The 14063-nt window shown below is 29.1% G+C and carries 16 protein-coding genes; 4 read left to right on the top strand and 12 right to left on the bottom strand.

Annotation, left to right across the window (positions count from 1 at the left end; genetic code table 11):
- Positions 1 to 147: 147 nt before the first annotated feature.
- Genes IPH62_10665 through IPH62_10655 form a run of 3 tightly spaced genes read left to right on the top strand, consistent with a single transcriptional unit; the run spans position 148 to position 2272 of the window.
- Entirely contained in the window at positions 148 to 621 is a 474-nt protein-coding gene (locus tag IPH62_10665) for a hypothetical protein (GenBank protein ID MBK7105735.1), read from the top strand.
- 1 nt (position 622) lies between these two features.
- The gene (locus IPH62_10660) at positions 623 to 1132 is read left to right on the top strand and encodes a hypothetical protein (protein MBK7105734.1); all 510 of its coding nucleotides are present in this window, start codon (positions 623 to 625) and stop codon (positions 1130 to 1132) included.
- A 12-nt stretch (positions 1133 to 1144) separates the two neighbouring features.
- The gene (locus IPH62_10655; GenBank protein MBK7105733.1) at positions 1145 to 2272 is read left to right on the top strand and encodes a hypothetical protein; all 1128 of its coding nucleotides are present in this window, start codon (positions 1145 to 1147) and stop codon (positions 2270 to 2272) included.
- A gap of 31 nt (positions 2273 to 2303) precedes the next feature.
- Here the strand turns inward: IPH62_10655 and IPH62_10650 are convergent, their stop codons facing one another.
- The 8 genes from IPH62_10650 to IPH62_10615 form a co-directional block, all read right to left on the bottom strand.
- A complete protein-coding gene (locus IPH62_10650; GenBank protein MBK7105732.1) occupies positions 2304 to 3494 on the bottom strand; it encodes a YeeE/YedE family protein in 1191 nt (396 codons plus the stop codon).
- Between the two features lie 12 nt (positions 3495 to 3506).
- A complete protein-coding gene (locus IPH62_10645; protein ID MBK7105731.1) occupies positions 3507 to 4019 on the bottom strand; it encodes a YeeE/YedE family protein in 513 nt (170 codons plus the stop codon).
- Positions 4019 to 4663, bottom strand: a complete 645-nt coding sequence (locus IPH62_10640; protein MBK7105730.1) for a cytochrome b/b6 domain-containing protein — start codon at positions 4661 to 4663, stop codon at positions 4019 to 4021. The genes IPH62_10645 and IPH62_10640 overlap by 1 nt, the downstream gene beginning before the upstream one ends.
- On the bottom strand, positions 4656 to 6239 hold the full coding sequence (locus IPH62_10635; GenBank protein MBK7105729.1) for a tetrathionate reductase family octaheme c-type cytochrome: 1584 nt from the start codon (positions 6237 to 6239) through the stop codon (positions 4656 to 4658). The genes IPH62_10640 and IPH62_10635 overlap by 8 nt, the downstream gene beginning before the upstream one ends.
- Before the next feature lie 238 nt (positions 6240 to 6477).
- A complete protein-coding gene (locus tag IPH62_10630) occupies positions 6478 to 8397 on the bottom strand; it encodes a hypothetical protein (protein ID MBK7105728.1) in 1920 nt (639 codons plus the stop codon).
- Positions 8394 to 9008 carry a molybdenum cofactor guanylyltransferase gene (locus tag IPH62_10625; GenBank protein MBK7105727.1) on the bottom strand — a complete coding sequence of 205 codons (615 nt, stop codon included), beginning with the start codon at positions 9006 to 9008 and terminating at the stop codon, positions 8394 to 8396. Before IPH62_10625 ends, IPH62_10630 begins: the two co-directional genes overlap by 4 nt.
- A 66-nt stretch (positions 9009 to 9074) precedes the next feature.
- Positions 9075 to 9623 (bottom strand): RsbRD N-terminal domain-containing protein, encoded by a 549-nt coding sequence (locus tag IPH62_10620; GenBank protein MBK7105726.1) that lies wholly within the window; start codon positions 9621 to 9623, stop codon positions 9075 to 9077.
- 33 nt (positions 9624 to 9656) lie between these two features.
- Complete coding sequence (locus tag IPH62_10615) at positions 9657 to 10229, bottom strand: hypothetical protein (protein MBK7105725.1); 573 nt, start codon at positions 10227 to 10229, stop codon at positions 9657 to 9659.
- Positions 10230 to 10377: 148 nt separating this feature from the next.
- On the opposite strand from IPH62_10615, the gene IPH62_10610 reads away from it, so the two are divergent.
- A complete protein-coding gene (locus IPH62_10610; GenBank protein MBK7105724.1) occupies positions 10378 to 11181 on the top strand; it encodes an alpha/beta hydrolase in 804 nt (267 codons plus the stop codon).
- Here the strand turns inward: IPH62_10610 and IPH62_10605 are convergent.
- Genes IPH62_10605 through rfaD form a run of 4 tightly spaced genes read right to left on the bottom strand, consistent with a single transcriptional unit; the run spans position 11171 to position 14035 of the window.
- Positions 11171 to 12151, bottom strand: a complete 981-nt coding sequence (locus IPH62_10605) for an SPASM domain-containing protein (GenBank protein MBK7105723.1) — start codon at positions 12149 to 12151, stop codon at positions 11171 to 11173. The genes IPH62_10610 and IPH62_10605 overlap by 11 nt on opposite strands.
- An 11-nt stretch (positions 12152 to 12162) precedes the next feature.
- Complete coding sequence (locus IPH62_10600) at positions 12163 to 12621, bottom strand: 8-oxo-dGTP diphosphatase (GenBank protein ID MBK7105722.1); 459 nt, start codon at positions 12619 to 12621, stop codon at positions 12163 to 12165.
- Between the two features lie 25 nt (positions 12622 to 12646).
- Positions 12647 to 13027 (bottom strand): four helix bundle protein, encoded by a 381-nt coding sequence (locus IPH62_10595; protein ID MBK7105721.1) that lies wholly within the window; start codon positions 13025 to 13027, stop codon positions 12647 to 12649.
- 33 nt (positions 13028 to 13060) lie between these two features.
- On the bottom strand, positions 13061 to 14035 hold the full coding sequence (gene rfaD / locus IPH62_10590; protein MBK7105720.1) for an ADP-glyceromanno-heptose 6-epimerase: 975 nt from the start codon (positions 14033 to 14035) through the stop codon (positions 13061 to 13063).
- Between the last annotated feature and the right edge of the window lie 28 nt (positions 14036 to 14063).

Raw genomic sequence — 14063 nt, 5'->3', positions numbered from 1 at the left:
AGATTCAGTCCTTTTAAAATTGTTTGCAAAATAAATAATGTTCTACTTATTTATTATAAAAATCTATTTAATTATTCATTTTTTTTTCGATAGTATATCGTTTTATGTAGTATTAAAAAAATAGTATTTAAAAAATAGGATTTGAGAATGGGGGGAAATCACATAATCCTTGTAATTGGTGCAGTTGTATTAACAGCAACTTTAATTGTTAATTCAACAAAGCAAATTAATTCTTCCTCAGAGAGAACTGCAGAAGCTGGTAAAATTACAACCGCAATTAGTATTGGTCAAAAATTTATAAAAGAAATTTCTTCAAAAAGTTTTGATGAGAATTGTATTGCTTCAATTCCTACTGACAGTACGGGTTTTAGTAATTTATTGAAATCTGATGGTAACGAAGTTTATAATACTTTTGATGATGTAGATGATTTTAATAATTATCAAACTACTGTTAATAATGATATGGGTGCTTATAATTTAAAAGTTGGCGTTTCTTATGTACGCAGTATTAATTTGGAATATAAATCTACAATTCCAACAAGAACAAAAAAAATTAGTGTATATGTTTCATCAATATCGCTAATTGATACTGTAAAACTCTATTATTATACGGCTTATTGAAATGAATAATTTAGAATTAACAATATCAACAATAATTGGTGGTGTTATTTTATCACTTCTAATTGGCTATTCTATCTTTTATAGCAATTTTTTTAATTCTAAAACGATAAATGAAATTAACACAATCTCAACATTTTCATTAGAAGAAATTGTTGAATATGATTTTAGTAAAATTGGTTACAGAGCCGGTTCAATTCCAATTATTGAGTTTGATTCAACAAATATTAGATTTAAGGCTGATTTAGATAATAATGGAATTCTTGATACAATTCACTATTATTTTGATAATGGATTAACAAGATTGGTAAATCCCGGTCAAAAAACTTTTTTAATTCCAAATGTTTCTAAATTTAGTATTACTGTTTATGATTCAAGTAATACAATAACAAATCTATTATCAAAAATAAACAGTATTAATCTCAAGATTGCATTAAACAGTAAAAATCAATTAAATGATACAACATTTTTTGCTGCATCATATTTTGAAGAAATTTATTTTATTAAGAATTAGAATATGGGAAAAATGATTTTAATAGTGGTTTTAGGAATTGGAGGAATTTTTACACTAATTAATTTAAGTAATTTAAATAGTGATTCAAGAGTTCTAAATAAAATTTTTAATTATTACGATAAAACACAGGCAAGAAATTTAGCCGCAAGCGGAATTGATATTGCAACCAAAGAACTCTCATTAAATAAGGATTGGAGTGGTTCCGAAATATCTTTAAATATTGGATCATTATTAATTTCAGTTTCTTCAACTAATAGTCAATTTCCAAATGGACCAAATATGAGTTTAACAGACCACTATGAAATTGAATCTATTGGAATTGTTGATGAAATGGAAGATACTATAAAATGTGTGGTGCAAGTTACTGGAGTTACAAGTGGCCCGCCAGAATTTTTTAATTATTCAATGTTATGTGGAAATACTGCAAGCATAAATGGAAATCTACACATTACAGATGATGGAAATTCAAGTTGGAATTCGAATTTTCATACAAATGGAAACATTCAATTAAACGGAACAAACTCAATTGATGGATTTGGTTCATATTCTGGAAGTGTTGTTTCAAATCCTCCGGAAAATATGGATTTAACTTTTAAACCAAATAATAATCCCAGCGGAGGAGTTACACACTATCAAGCCCCAACAGTAGATATTCCATTATTTAATGCATCGGATTATCAAAGCAAAGCAACAAATTCTGCAACTGGAAATTTAATAATTTCCGGTAATCAAACTTTGGGAACTGAAGCAAATCCAGTAATTTATTATGTTGAAGGCGATTTAATTCTTAAAGCGAATATGACCGGTTATGGAATTTTCATTGTAACTGGAAATGTTATTTGTCAAGAGAATGTCACAATTAGCTCGCCGAGCGGAGCCCAAAATAATTTAGCTATTTATGCAAATGGAGATATTAATCTACACGATAATGTTTCCGTAAGTGCACAACTACTTTCTAAAAGTAATATTAATTTTGGTAATAACAGTCAGTTGCACGGACTTGCTACTGCAAAAGGATATTTCAATTTTAATGGAACTGTTAATGTATTCTACAAACCTAGCGGAACTGCATTAACTGAACCATTTTGGGAAAGTGAAGGCGGTTCAGGAAGAGCACAATTAATTTCTTATTATGAATAAGAAAAATCTTATAATTACAATTCCCTAAATACTAACATCCCCCAACAACTCTTTTTAATTTTTTCTCAACACCGCCTTTTGGCTTATTGTTTTTAATCATTTCCGGAATTACCAAAGAAGCTTTTTCTCTAAATGCAAATGTTGTTTCTTCAACTTTATTTTGTGGAGTTTGTGTATTATCAAAATTCAAAATAAGTTTATCAAAAGTTTTTATTCCGCCGGAAAGTATTTTAATATTATTGTAACCAAGTTCTTTAGCAATAATTGCAATTTTTCTTTCTACCATTTCGTCATTTGCTACAAATACATTTGTTCTATTTGCCAAGCTCAAAAATCTATTTGGTTCTTTCTCAAAAAAATTATCTATAGAAAATAAAATTGAATTCGGTAAACTTTGTTTTCTATATTCATCTGAAGTTCTAAAATCAAAAACTTGTAATTTTTTATCACGTTCCATCATTCTGTAAGCTAATTCATCAGAAGTAATTTCATTAAGCGGATATGAATTTACAAATTCTAAATTTTCAACCATTTCTAATAATCCAGCTTTTTTTGGTGGAAACATAAAAGCAGAAATTGCGATAAAAATTCCAACTGCTGTTAATCCCAAATAATATGGAGTAAATCGAATTACTGGTTTAGAAATTCCGTTAACTTTATTTTCAATAATTGAAGTTGCCCAAAAAGTTAATAGCGCAATTGAAGTTAAAATAAATGCAAATAATGATTGTGAAATTCCGAAAGTATCAAAAATTCTTATTCCGCCAAAATTATAAGCTTTATAAAAATCTTCCCAAAGAGGATAACCTTCTGCGAAAATTAAAATTCCTATAACAGAACCTAAGATAAAATACATTGCATCAATTTTACCAATGGCGGCTGCACACACGGAAGTTCCGGGACAAAATCCGCCAATCACAAATCCTAAACCCATAATTAATCCACCAGCAATTGCTGCACCTACAAATGTTGGATTTATATAAATTAGATTTACATCTAAATATCCCCAATGATCTAACATTATAATTCCGAACATTGCTACAAGTCCCGCAGTAAAAAATACACGCAAGACAGTAAAATCATAACCGTAAAATAATCCCACCAATTTTTTAGAAGTTGAAAATCCGGCTTGCTCTAAAATTGCACCAAACGCAACTCCAATAACTAAAGCGATTATAAAATTTAAATCATTGCTGATTACATCGGGAACTAAAGGACCCATTTTAAATTCTCCTTAAATCCAAAATTTTCTAAAAAAATATGCAAACAAATATGCACCGCCAAAAATTGCAATCATTGTTAAAATTCCACCGGAAGATAAAACTGCCATTCCGCTTAAGGCTGCACCGCTTGTACAACCTCTTCCCAATTGTGCTCCAAATCCAAATAATAATCCGCCGGTAATTGCACCAAATATTCTAATTCTTGAATTTATTCTTGGACCGTGTTCGAGAGTTAAATTTAATCTTTCAGAAACTAATCCGGAAATAAATGCACCGATTAAAACTCCGATTACTTCAAAAACCAGCCAAGATTTTAGCGGGCTTCCGGCATGTTCAGATAAATATTCTTTATAAAATTTTGTATTCTCAGCATGATTCGGAGTTACTGATTCTACAACTTGAACAGTCATACTTTTTACAGCTCCACTTGCACCTAAACCTCTTCCGGTTATGTAAACTGTTGCTACAAGCAGAAGTCCAAGTAAAAATCCGGCTAAATATGGATTCATATATTTTGTCTGCATTATTTATTCTCCTTTAATTTTAATACTTCAGCATCATCATGTTCAAGTTCTTCGTAACCGGTTAACATTGCTTTTAAGTTTGTTGTAATAGTTTCACCGGTTGTTATTAAGTAAAGATGAACAATTAAAAATGAAACCAAAAAGAATGCCGCAACTGTATGAACAATCGCAATAATTTCCAAAGAATCAATATTTAAAAATTTTATTTCGTGTCTTTGCGGATATCGATAAAGCATATAAAGTAATCCGGAAGTTACCGAAAGCGGAATTACTAAAATTTTTAATCCGAAGTAAGTTAACTTTTGCATAGGATTTAATTTTCTTAGAACAGTTTTCTTTGTTGGATGCGGAGCATTTTTAAAAATTCCCGAAAAATAATAATGTACTTGAGCAACAATATTTTTATAAGTTGGAATATATTGTTTCCATTCGCCGGTTGTAAAATGCCAAAAAATTGCAAACACAATTAGTATGATAAATAAATATGCCGCAATATTATGGTACATTACTGCTTCTTCAAATCCGAAGAAACTATATGAACCGTGAATTTCAAATCCTGTAAATCCGAGAAATATTATTAAGATTGCTTGCATCCAATGCCAAAATCTTTCAAATGATTTATATACATAAACTTTTTTAGTCATTTTTATGAACTCCATTTTTTAATTTTCTTGCAGCATAAAATCTTAATGAACCATGAAGCGCAATACCCACAAGTGATAAAATGATATTCCAAATACCGATGTAATCAACAATTTTTGAGTAATCTCTTCCCGGCATATAAAAATCTTTTAATTCTGCTAAACGGCTGTTTTCTCTAGTATGACATTCGGCACATTGAACAGAATTTTCTGCTGGAGAAACTTGATGATTTACCGGCCAATTCATTTCAGTTTTGATAAAAGAAATTTTTCCGCTAAATGGTAATTCTGAATCTTTCATTCCTTCAATACTTGCAGTTTCCCAATTGAAATCTTGCCAAAATGCACCTTCTCCTTTATTATCAGAATAAAGTTTGGGCTGAATTAAAATTTTATTTTCCGGATCAAATGGTTGAATTGCTCTGTGAACTTTTACCGGAATTATTTTAGATTCGGAATCTGAATAAGATCCGTGAAGTTCATTCATTACTAAAGATTTTGTAGTATCTTCAATTTTATCGCCTTCTAAATAATGAGATGCGGTTCCGTTAAACCATTGATATTCCGGCTTAACATTATTTTCCCATTTAAAACTTCCCTTAATTGAAAGATATGTATGATTTCCTAAACTGTCTTCTTCATGATAAGGTTCACCGTTTTTAAGTTTTCCGGCAGTCGACCAATCCCACGCCATTTTTGTTGATTTTCCTTTTGCATAAGTTGGGATGTGACAAGTTTGACAAGCAACTTTTAAAGTATGCTCATTTAAAATTTCTTTTTCATGAGGAGTTGAAGTGTGGCAATCTTCGCAAAAAACTCTATTATGATTCATTGAAGAAAGCGAGTACATTTTTCCCGCAATTGTATGTTGATTTGTCGCATGGCACTCAACACATTGCAAATCCATTCCATCCGCATCCATATGAACATCAATATCTCTATTTGGATAAAACATATCGCTGCTTAAATCGCCATGTTTAACATTATCTCCGCCGCCGCCAAAAAAGTGACAAACTCCGCAATTTGTTCTTTCCGGTTTTCCAACATTTTGTGCAATTTTATTAAAATCCAAAGTTTCTAACGGAGCGCCGCCTTGATTTGGAGCTTTTGCATAAGTTTCTGTGTTATCATGACAAACCAAACAATCAATATTATTTGCATCGGTAAATGATTTTCCTTTTTCATCCATGCCATAACCAATATGACATTTTGCGCAGCTTTTTTCATTTCCTTGTGTTCCAATGCAGAAATTGTTCATAATATTTTTTTTACCGATTGAAACAATTCCACGACCTTCAATATATTCTTCACGTTCCCAATTCCAATGATTAGAATGCATAACTTCTTCATGGCGTTTATTATGACAAGTTATACATTCCGCAGTAACTTCTCTTGGTGAATTAAATTTTTTCTGCAATTCCGCAAATTTCGAATGATCAACAGAAGCAATGTGTTTCTCGGAATATTTATTTTTAAGTTTATCCAAAATAGTTTCTTCACTACTTTTGGTTGTTAAGGTTCCAATTGCAACAATAATTACCAAAACTAAAACTCCAATTGAGCCGATAATTTTTTTCATAAAAAGGTACTTTCCAATTTTATTTTATAATATAAAATATTAGGATATTTCCTTTCAAATAGTTTGCCAATAATTTTCATTGTTTTAGACTATAAAACAAATAATTCCAATAATAACTTCTTAATTGTGGGAATTTTAATTTTTATAAAATTATTTTAGGGAATAAAAAGATATGATAGATTATTTTATTTTACGGTATAAAATAGTTTATCATTTGGTTTTTAATTAAAAGAAAATTCTACCAGCTTGGCAAAATGCATTTTTGCGATAATTTACTTAATTGATTTTCAAAATTTGATAATGATTCTTTCATAATTTTTGAATCTGATTTATGGCAAGTTAAACAAGCTCCAACCGTTAAAATTCTTTTCTGTTCATCAATATTAAATGGACGAACATTTTTTCTTGTAGCAAAATTTTCTTTTCGTGTTTGAAGAAAACCAATCCACGCATCTTCCGGTAAATTATCATATTCTACATTTTTATATTTTGATTTGAAAATCCATTTACCAATTTTATTGTGAATTATGTATTTCAAACTTCCTCTTCCGTAACCAATTGCGAGTGAATTATTATGGCAAGATTCACAGCTTCTGCTTTCTTTTCTAATTGTATGAGCAACCGATGGAGAAAACAATCTTTTGAAAATAATTTCTTCTTTTTTCTTTGAATATTTAGATTTGTCCAAAGTCATAATCATTCCGGGAATAAAAGTTTCAATACTTTTCTGAATTTTCCCATTTTCAGAAAATTCTTTAATTCCCAAAGTAGGAAGTTCTGCAAAAAATTCTCCGTTAAATTCAACCCAAGAAGAATTCGTATTTTTATTTTCCAGCAAATCAAAACCTTTAGTGTTTGACTCAAATTCTGTGTGACAACCAACGCATTGCGGCGCCCAGGAAGTATGGCAGCTATTACACGAAAGTGATTTATGCACTTTGGAATTTACGCATTCAAATTTTGGCGGATTCAAATCGTAAATTTTCTTTGATTGTTTTCCATGTAATTTTGCAATTCTGTTATTTATAATTTCTGTATTTATTAAAGGAGTTTGAGATTTTTTTACTTTTATAAATTTCCTATTTTCATCATCAATTCCAAAAACTTCAGCAATTTTTTTTGATTCAAAATCAAATTCATTTAATGAAATTGTTTCATTTTTATTTTGCGAATGACAATCTTCACACTTAACTAAAATTTGTTCTTCCTTGTGTTCATAAAATTTTCCGTTTCCCATAATTTCGTATGAAATATGGCAATCAACACAAACCAAACCGGCTTCAAAATGTACATCGGGAATTTTCTTTTGAAATATTCTTCCGTCATCTAAAAGTCTAAAATTTTTATTATCAACTATTTTTTTATCTGTAAAACTTGTTTCGTGCCAGCCTTCATAATTTGTAGAAATTCTTCCGGATCGGCTGTGACATCCAAAGCAATGATTATTTGTAATGTTTAATGAAAGTGATGGATGAAATTTTATTAATGCTGAATCCCGTTTTTCAACTTTAAGAGAATTATAAATTTGCAATTCTTTTTTTGCTTCGTCAGAATAATTTAAATGACACGCATTACATCCACCACCGCGGGATAATTCTGTGATTGGACCAAATTCAGTTTTCTCGTTTCCTAAATGGCAAGATGCACATAAATTTCTTAAATGAGATTCAGCCGCAGAATTTTTAATTTTTTCAATATGAAATTTTCCATTTGGATTTTTAATTTCATCGAATGCAAATTTATTTACGGATATAATTCCGCTCATTGTTGACATTAAAGACGAATCAACTCTTTCAGAAATTCCGGGATGGCAATTTACCTTTCCGCAAGTTTGCTTTGCATTTTCCAAATTGCCGGGAATTTTTATCATTCCGGCGTGAGCAAGATTTTTATCTTTTTCTATTACGTTTCCTAAATGGCAAGAACTACAGCCAATCTTTTGCGGATTATGAAATTTTGAAAATCCTTTTACATCGCCGTGACATTGAACGCAGCTTTCCGATAATGCGGAAATATTTTTACTTACGTTTTCAGTTTGATATAATTTCACCCAATTTATTTTAAATACGAAAAAGTATATCACAAAAAGAAATATTATTATTCCAAAAATAATTAGAGAAATTTTTTCAAGTGATTTATGATTTAAGTAAGATTTCATTCTAAAATATTTTTTACAAATTCAAAATCATCCAATGAATTCATATTAAAAATAAGTCTATCATTAAAAAATGATTCATCTGAAATTTCAACAAATTTTGTATTCAAGGAATTTATCAAATCATAAAGTTTAACTTTAGTTTTACCATTTTCATTAATTTTTTCAGAAGCGAGTTTAAGCAATTCCTCAGCTTTGGGAATACAACTTTTTTTATAAACTGCACAAAGTGTTTGAAAATTATTGTGTGATTTGGGAATTAAAATATCTTCACTTTTGGTCTGAAGAATAAGAAAATTTATTAAATCTTTCGTAACAAATGGCATATCGCAAGAAATAAAAAAAATATTTTCAGAAGTTGAATTTATTAGTCCGGAATGAATTCCAGATAAAGGTCCAAAACCGGGAAAAATATCTCTATAAATTTTAGAATTTATAAAATTATAGTTCTCCGGTGAATTTGAAATAATTATAACTTCATTAAAAATTTCTTTTAACAAAATTTGGATTCGTTCAATAAGTGTAATTCCGTTAATTTTCAGAAGTGCTTTATCGCTGCCAATTCTTTTACTTTTTCCACCCGACAAAATTATTGCCGTAAAATTTTCATTCATATTTTTTATAAAGAAAAGCCCAGCTTTTTATAGTTGGGCTCAAATTAAATTTTAAAAAACATTTATCTAAACATGACGCCAAATAAATTCATCATCCTCTAATTTTTCGGCATCAAGTTTACCTTTTGTTAGTAAACTTTTTAAATCTTCTTTAGAAATTGATTTATCATCATTTATGCTGTTTAACAATTCGTTAAAATATCCTTTTGTAATACTGAAATTTGCGAGATCAAAATAATCATTAAACACGCTCATAATTTTTGTTGCGTTAGAAGTTTCAAAAGAACCGGTAACTTTATCGCGCCAGTCAATTCTGTTCCAAAATATTTTCTTTAACAAATAAACTGCGTAATGAACTTCCGTTAACGGAAATCTTTCTCTAAATCTTGAAGCTCCTACTTTTTCAAAATACTCTTCTGCACTTTTATTTGTGCCGCCTTCCTTAAGCCATTCGCTTAAATATGAAAAAACTGCACCGCCTCTTTTAATAGTTTCAACATCGTTAAAAGTTTTGTAAGTTTTTAAATATTCGGATTTTCTAACTTCTGTAAGCCATTCTTGTTTAAGTTCATCAATTTGATCATCAACAATTTTGGATAAATTTCTTGCCGACATTTTCCCTCCATAAATCAAAATAATTTATTTTATTTATCTAATTATTCCAATACTCAAAGCTTCGCTATACATTTTTTCCTTAACTTTTTTAATACTTTCTTGATACAAAGCTCCGCTTACTAAAAACTGCTGTAATTCCATTTCAGTAAATTTTTTTGTTTCTGTTAATTTTGAAAAAAGTTGTTCATTGTAACCTTTAATAATATAAAAATTACCGAGATCAAAATAGTTATTTATCACGGTCATAAACTCAATTGCATCAACAGCTTTAAGTATTCCGCTTATTTCATCTTTCCAAGCAACAAAACTCCACAAAACTTTTTTTTCAAGATGCAGAGCATAGAATACTTCAGTAAGCGGCATTCCTTCATTAATTCTTTCTTCACCGATTCTCTTAAAATAAATTGCCGCATCATAGTTAGATGCACCTTTCATAAGCCAGCTTTGTAGATTACTAAAAAGAACTCGTCCTCTTGAGAAAATTTCATCATCAGATAATTTTTGATATGTACTTAAGTATTCCGATTTTTTAACTTCTTGAACCCAAGTTTTAGTTAAGTCTTCTAAGTGGCTTTCAACAATTGCGATAAGACTTTCATATACCATTTTAGCCTCCTCATTTTTTGATAATAAAATGATTGTTACATAATTATCATACTTATTTATCTTGTTAAAATCAAGCATATAATTTTTTGAAAAATGATTTGTGAAATATAAAAGTGTATTATATTTTAGATAAAAAATTGGAAGAAAAATGGAACAAACAATTAATAATCTAAAAGTTTATTTAGAGGGTGACAGAGAAAATAAATCCATTATTTTTTTACACGGCTTTCCTTACGATCATACAATGTGGGATGAACAAGTAAATTTTCTTAAAGATAAATATTTCTGTGTGAGATATGATATTCGCGGTTTGGGTAAAAGTCCAGCCGGTGATGGACAATTTACAATGGATTCTTTTGTTGAAGATTTATCTTCAATTATTGATGAATTAGAATTAGATAAACCAATAATCTGTGGATTATCAATGGGAGGATACATAACTTTTCGAGCTTTGGAAATTGATCAAACAAAATTTTCTGCTGCAATTTTATTGGATACAAGAACTGAAAGCGATAGCAACGAAGGAAAAATTAAACGACAAAACGGAATTGCAAAAATAAATAAAGAAGGTGTAATTTCTTTTGTTGATAATTTTGTTCCGACTTGTTTTTGGGATGAAACAATTAAAAATAATTCAGAATTATACAATACTGTTTTGAATAAATCTAGACGAAGTAATGCAATTGGTGTAAAGGGATCTTTGATTGCAATGTTAAGCAGAACAGATACAACCGATTCGCTTAAAAATATTAGTATTCAAACTTTAGTTTTGTGCGGTGAATTTGATAAATTAACTCCGCCAAATGTTATGCAGAAAATTGCCGATGAAATTCCAAATTCAAAATTTGTGATGGTTAAAAATTCCGGACATATGACGCCTTTAGAAAATCCAAAATTTGTAAATAAGATAATTTCAGAATTTGTAGAGGAAAACTTTAGCTTTATCGAATAGAATATTTTGCTAATCTTGGTTGCCAACTCCAATAATTGCATGTTGGACAAGTCGAAAGTTCATTTTCTCTTTTTTCAATATGAATTTTTCTAAGATTTTGTTGAGCTTCACTTTGCCAAATATCTTTAATTTTATTTTGGTTGGTATCACCGATTATTAATTTTTGCTGCCAATCCATACAACATGCTGAAGCTTTTCCATCAGAATTTATAAATGTTGATTCCCACAAAGAATAGCAAGGATATCTGTTTAACTTATTTTCCTTGTTTTCAAAAACTCCCCAAGTTAATTGATTCCAAATCTGTAATTCAACATCATAATTTGTCCAAAATTTTTTAAATTCATTAATTTCATTTTCCATTTCTTCAAATTGTGGTAAACGAATTATCTGTACTAAAACTTTTGGTTTCCATTCAGAATTATTCCTTAATTCAAGAAACAATTTTATGTTATCAATTACTTTTGTAAAATTTTTACCCCTTACTTTTGAATAGAATTCTTCCGTTGCCGCACCAATACTAAAATTTAATACGTCAATTTTATTAACCAAAATCGATTGACAGATTTTTTCCTTTAACTGATGTGCGTTAGTTGTAATGTAAACAGTGTGATTAATATTCTTTTTAACTCTTTCCAAAATTTCAAAAATTTTTGGATGCAACAACGGTTCACCATCTTTATGTAAAGCTATATTTCTTTTTCCTTGAAGATCTATTTCATCCATTAATTGGTTAAAAAGTTCAATTTCCAGTATGCCAAATTTTCTTACTTCATCTTTAAATTTTTTTAAATGCGGCGCACAATGAATACATGATAAATTGCACGAGCTTGCAATTTCTAAACTTATCAATTCGGGGAACTCCATATCTGGTTGGGGAATTTTCCCGGTTATTTTTTTATACTGAAATAAAACTTCTCTTCCAAAATTGCTTAAACGTAGGTTTGTAGAAATATATTTCTTGAATTCCATAATAATATTTCTTAATAAAATATCACAGAAAAATCTTTGTATTTACTGTTTTCATAATTGAATTTTGCACTAAATATTTTATCTTCAAAAAGCCATGGAATAAATATTTGATCTCCTTCCCAAAGTTTTAATTCCGTTAATTTTTCATTTGGAATCCATTCTAATTTTCCTTCGGGAGAATCAATAATTTTTCCTTCAAAACCTTTAAAGACATAAAGCCAAACATACCAATCGTCTTTTCCATCAAACATTGGGAAAGTTATGTGTCCTTTTAAAATTGGATTTTTTACAATTAATCCGGATTCTTCATACACTTCGCGAATTGCACATTCTTCCGGAGTTTCACCGGTTTCAAATTTTCCGCCAAGTCCGTTCCATTTTCCTTCGTGATAATCATTTTCTTTTTTGTTACGATAAAGCATTAAAGTTTTATCGTTTTCCATAACATAACAAAGAGTGGCAAGTTTCATAAAGTTAAAAGTCCAAAAATAAAAGTTAAAAATCTTTTTGATTGTTTCGCATAGTAATTAAACTCGAAGCTAATATTTTAGAAATTTCATCGTATTCTTTAATCAATAAATTCGATTTAGTTAAATCTGCTTTTTTGCTATCTTTTAATAAAGACAACCATAATTTAGATTCATTTGAAGATTTTAAAGCTATGTTTATAAATTTTGCAAAATCTCTTTTGGAACTTCCCGATAATCCTTCCACATAATTTGCGATTACACTTGTTCCACATCTTAATAATTGATCGGCTAACCGACGTGATACTAAATCTTTTTCTAATGTTTCAATAAATTGAATCAATTCTAAAGTTAATTTATATAATCTTTTCTTAAATTCTTCTTTAAATTGATTGTTTGAATTTTTCATTTCAATCGACTTTTGACTTTTATTTTTTAACTTTTAACTAGCCAAATGTTTTTCTTTTTTAAGGTATTCTTTCACATAATCTTCCACTGATTTTTCCAAAGAAGTAATTTCATTTTTGAATCCAGCGTTTCTAATTTTATCTATTTTTGCTTCTGTAAAATATTGATATTTTCCACGTAAAATTTCCGGCATATCAATAATTTCAATATTGGGTTTTAAATCCATTGCAATAAATATTGAAGAAACTAAATCAATCCAAGTTCGTGCAATTCCAGTTCCAACATTGAATAAACCATTAACATTTTTATTTTCGAAAAAATGTAAAGTCATATCAACCGCATCTTTTATGTAAATAAAATCTCGCATTTGTTTTCCGTCTTCATAATTTGGATTATAAGATTTAAACAATTTCACTTTTCCCGTTTCTTGTATTTGACCAAAAGCCTTATGCACAATGCTTCTCATATCACCTTTGTGAAATTCATTTGGACCAAAAACATTAAAATATTTTAATCCAACAATTTTATCAGCAACTTTCATTTTCTGTGCCCACAAATCAAACATATGTTTTGAGTATCCATACATATTTAACGGCTTCAAAGAATTTAAATTTTCTTCTTTATCATCATAACCATTTTCTCCGTTTCCGTATGTTGCCGCACTTGAAGCATAAATAAACTTTGCTTCATTTTCCAAACAATATTCAGCTAAAGTTTTTGTATACTTAAAATTATTGTAAAGTAAATAATCTGCATCTTTTTCTGTTGTTGCAGAGCAAGCTCCAAGATGAAAAATCGTATCAACTTTGTAACCCAAAGAATCATCATTTATAATTTCAAGAAATTCATCTTTATGAAAAATATCTAAATATTTTAATCCAACTAAATTTTTCCATTTTTCACTTTCACCAAGATGATCAACAATTATAATATCATCAATTCCAATTTTGTTTAATTTCCAAACAATTGCGCTCCCAATAAAGCCAGCTCCGCCGGTAACTATTATCATTTTAACCTCTTTAATTTTTGTTCAAAAT

It is taken from the genome of Ignavibacteriota bacterium (assembly GCA_016708125.1).
Lineage (GTDB): Bacteria > Bacteroidota > Ignavibacteria > Ignavibacteriales > Melioribacteraceae.
Note: the sequence above shows the minus strand (reverse complement) of the source record. Positions and strands in the feature narration are given on the sequence as shown.

Excerpts from the sequence above, each read along its gene's own strand:
- IPH62_10665 (MBK7105735.1), top strand. The coding sequence starts at position 148 with ATGGGGGGAAATCACATAATCCTTGTAATTGGTGCAGTTGTATTAACA.
- IPH62_10660 (MBK7105734.1), top strand. The coding sequence starts at position 623 with ATGAATAATTTAGAATTAACAATATCAACAATAATTGGTGGTGTTATT.
- IPH62_10655 (MBK7105733.1), top strand. The coding sequence starts at position 1,145 with ATGATTTTAATAGTGGTTTTAGGAATTGGAGGAATTTTTACACTAATT.
- IPH62_10650 (MBK7105732.1), bottom strand. The coding sequence starts at position 3,494 with ATGGGTCCTTTAGTTCCCGATGTAATCAGCAATGATTTAAATTTTATA.
- IPH62_10645 (MBK7105731.1), bottom strand. The coding sequence starts at position 4,019 with ATGCAGACAAAATATATGAATCCATATTTAGCCGGATTTTTACTTGGA.
- IPH62_10640 (MBK7105730.1), bottom strand. The coding sequence starts at position 4,663 with ATGACTAAAAAAGTTTATGTATATAAATCATTTGAAAGATTTTGGCAT.
- IPH62_10635 (MBK7105729.1), bottom strand. The coding sequence starts at position 6,239 with ATGAAAAAAATTATCGGCTCAATTGGAGTTTTAGTTTTGGTAATTATT.
- IPH62_10630 (MBK7105728.1), bottom strand. The coding sequence starts at position 8,397 with ATGAAATCTTACTTAAATCATAAATCACTTGAAAAAATTTCTCTAATT.
- IPH62_10625 (MBK7105727.1), bottom strand. The coding sequence starts at position 9,008 with ATGAATGAAAATTTTACGGCAATAATTTTGTCGGGTGGAAAAAGTAAA.
- IPH62_10620 (MBK7105726.1), bottom strand. The coding sequence starts at position 9,623 with ATGTCGGCAAGAAATTTATCCAAAATTGTTGATGATCAAATTGATGAA.
- IPH62_10615 (MBK7105725.1), bottom strand. The coding sequence starts at position 10,229 with ATGGTATATGAAAGTCTTATCGCAATTGTTGAAAGCCACTTAGAAGAC.
- IPH62_10610 (MBK7105724.1), top strand. The coding sequence starts at position 10,378 with ATGGAACAAACAATTAATAATCTAAAAGTTTATTTAGAGGGTGACAGA.
- IPH62_10605 (MBK7105723.1), bottom strand. The coding sequence starts at position 12,151 with ATGGAATTCAAGAAATATATTTCTACAAACCTACGTTTAAGCAATTTT.
- IPH62_10600 (MBK7105722.1), bottom strand. The coding sequence starts at position 12,621 with ATGAAACTTGCCACTCTTTGTTATGTTATGGAAAACGATAAAACTTTA.
- IPH62_10595 (MBK7105721.1), bottom strand. The coding sequence starts at position 13,027 with ATGAAAAATTCAAACAATCAATTTAAAGAAGAATTTAAGAAAAGATTA.
- rfaD (MBK7105720.1), bottom strand. The coding sequence starts at position 14,035 with ATGATAATAGTTACCGGCGGAGCTGGCTTTATTGGGAGCGCAATTGTT.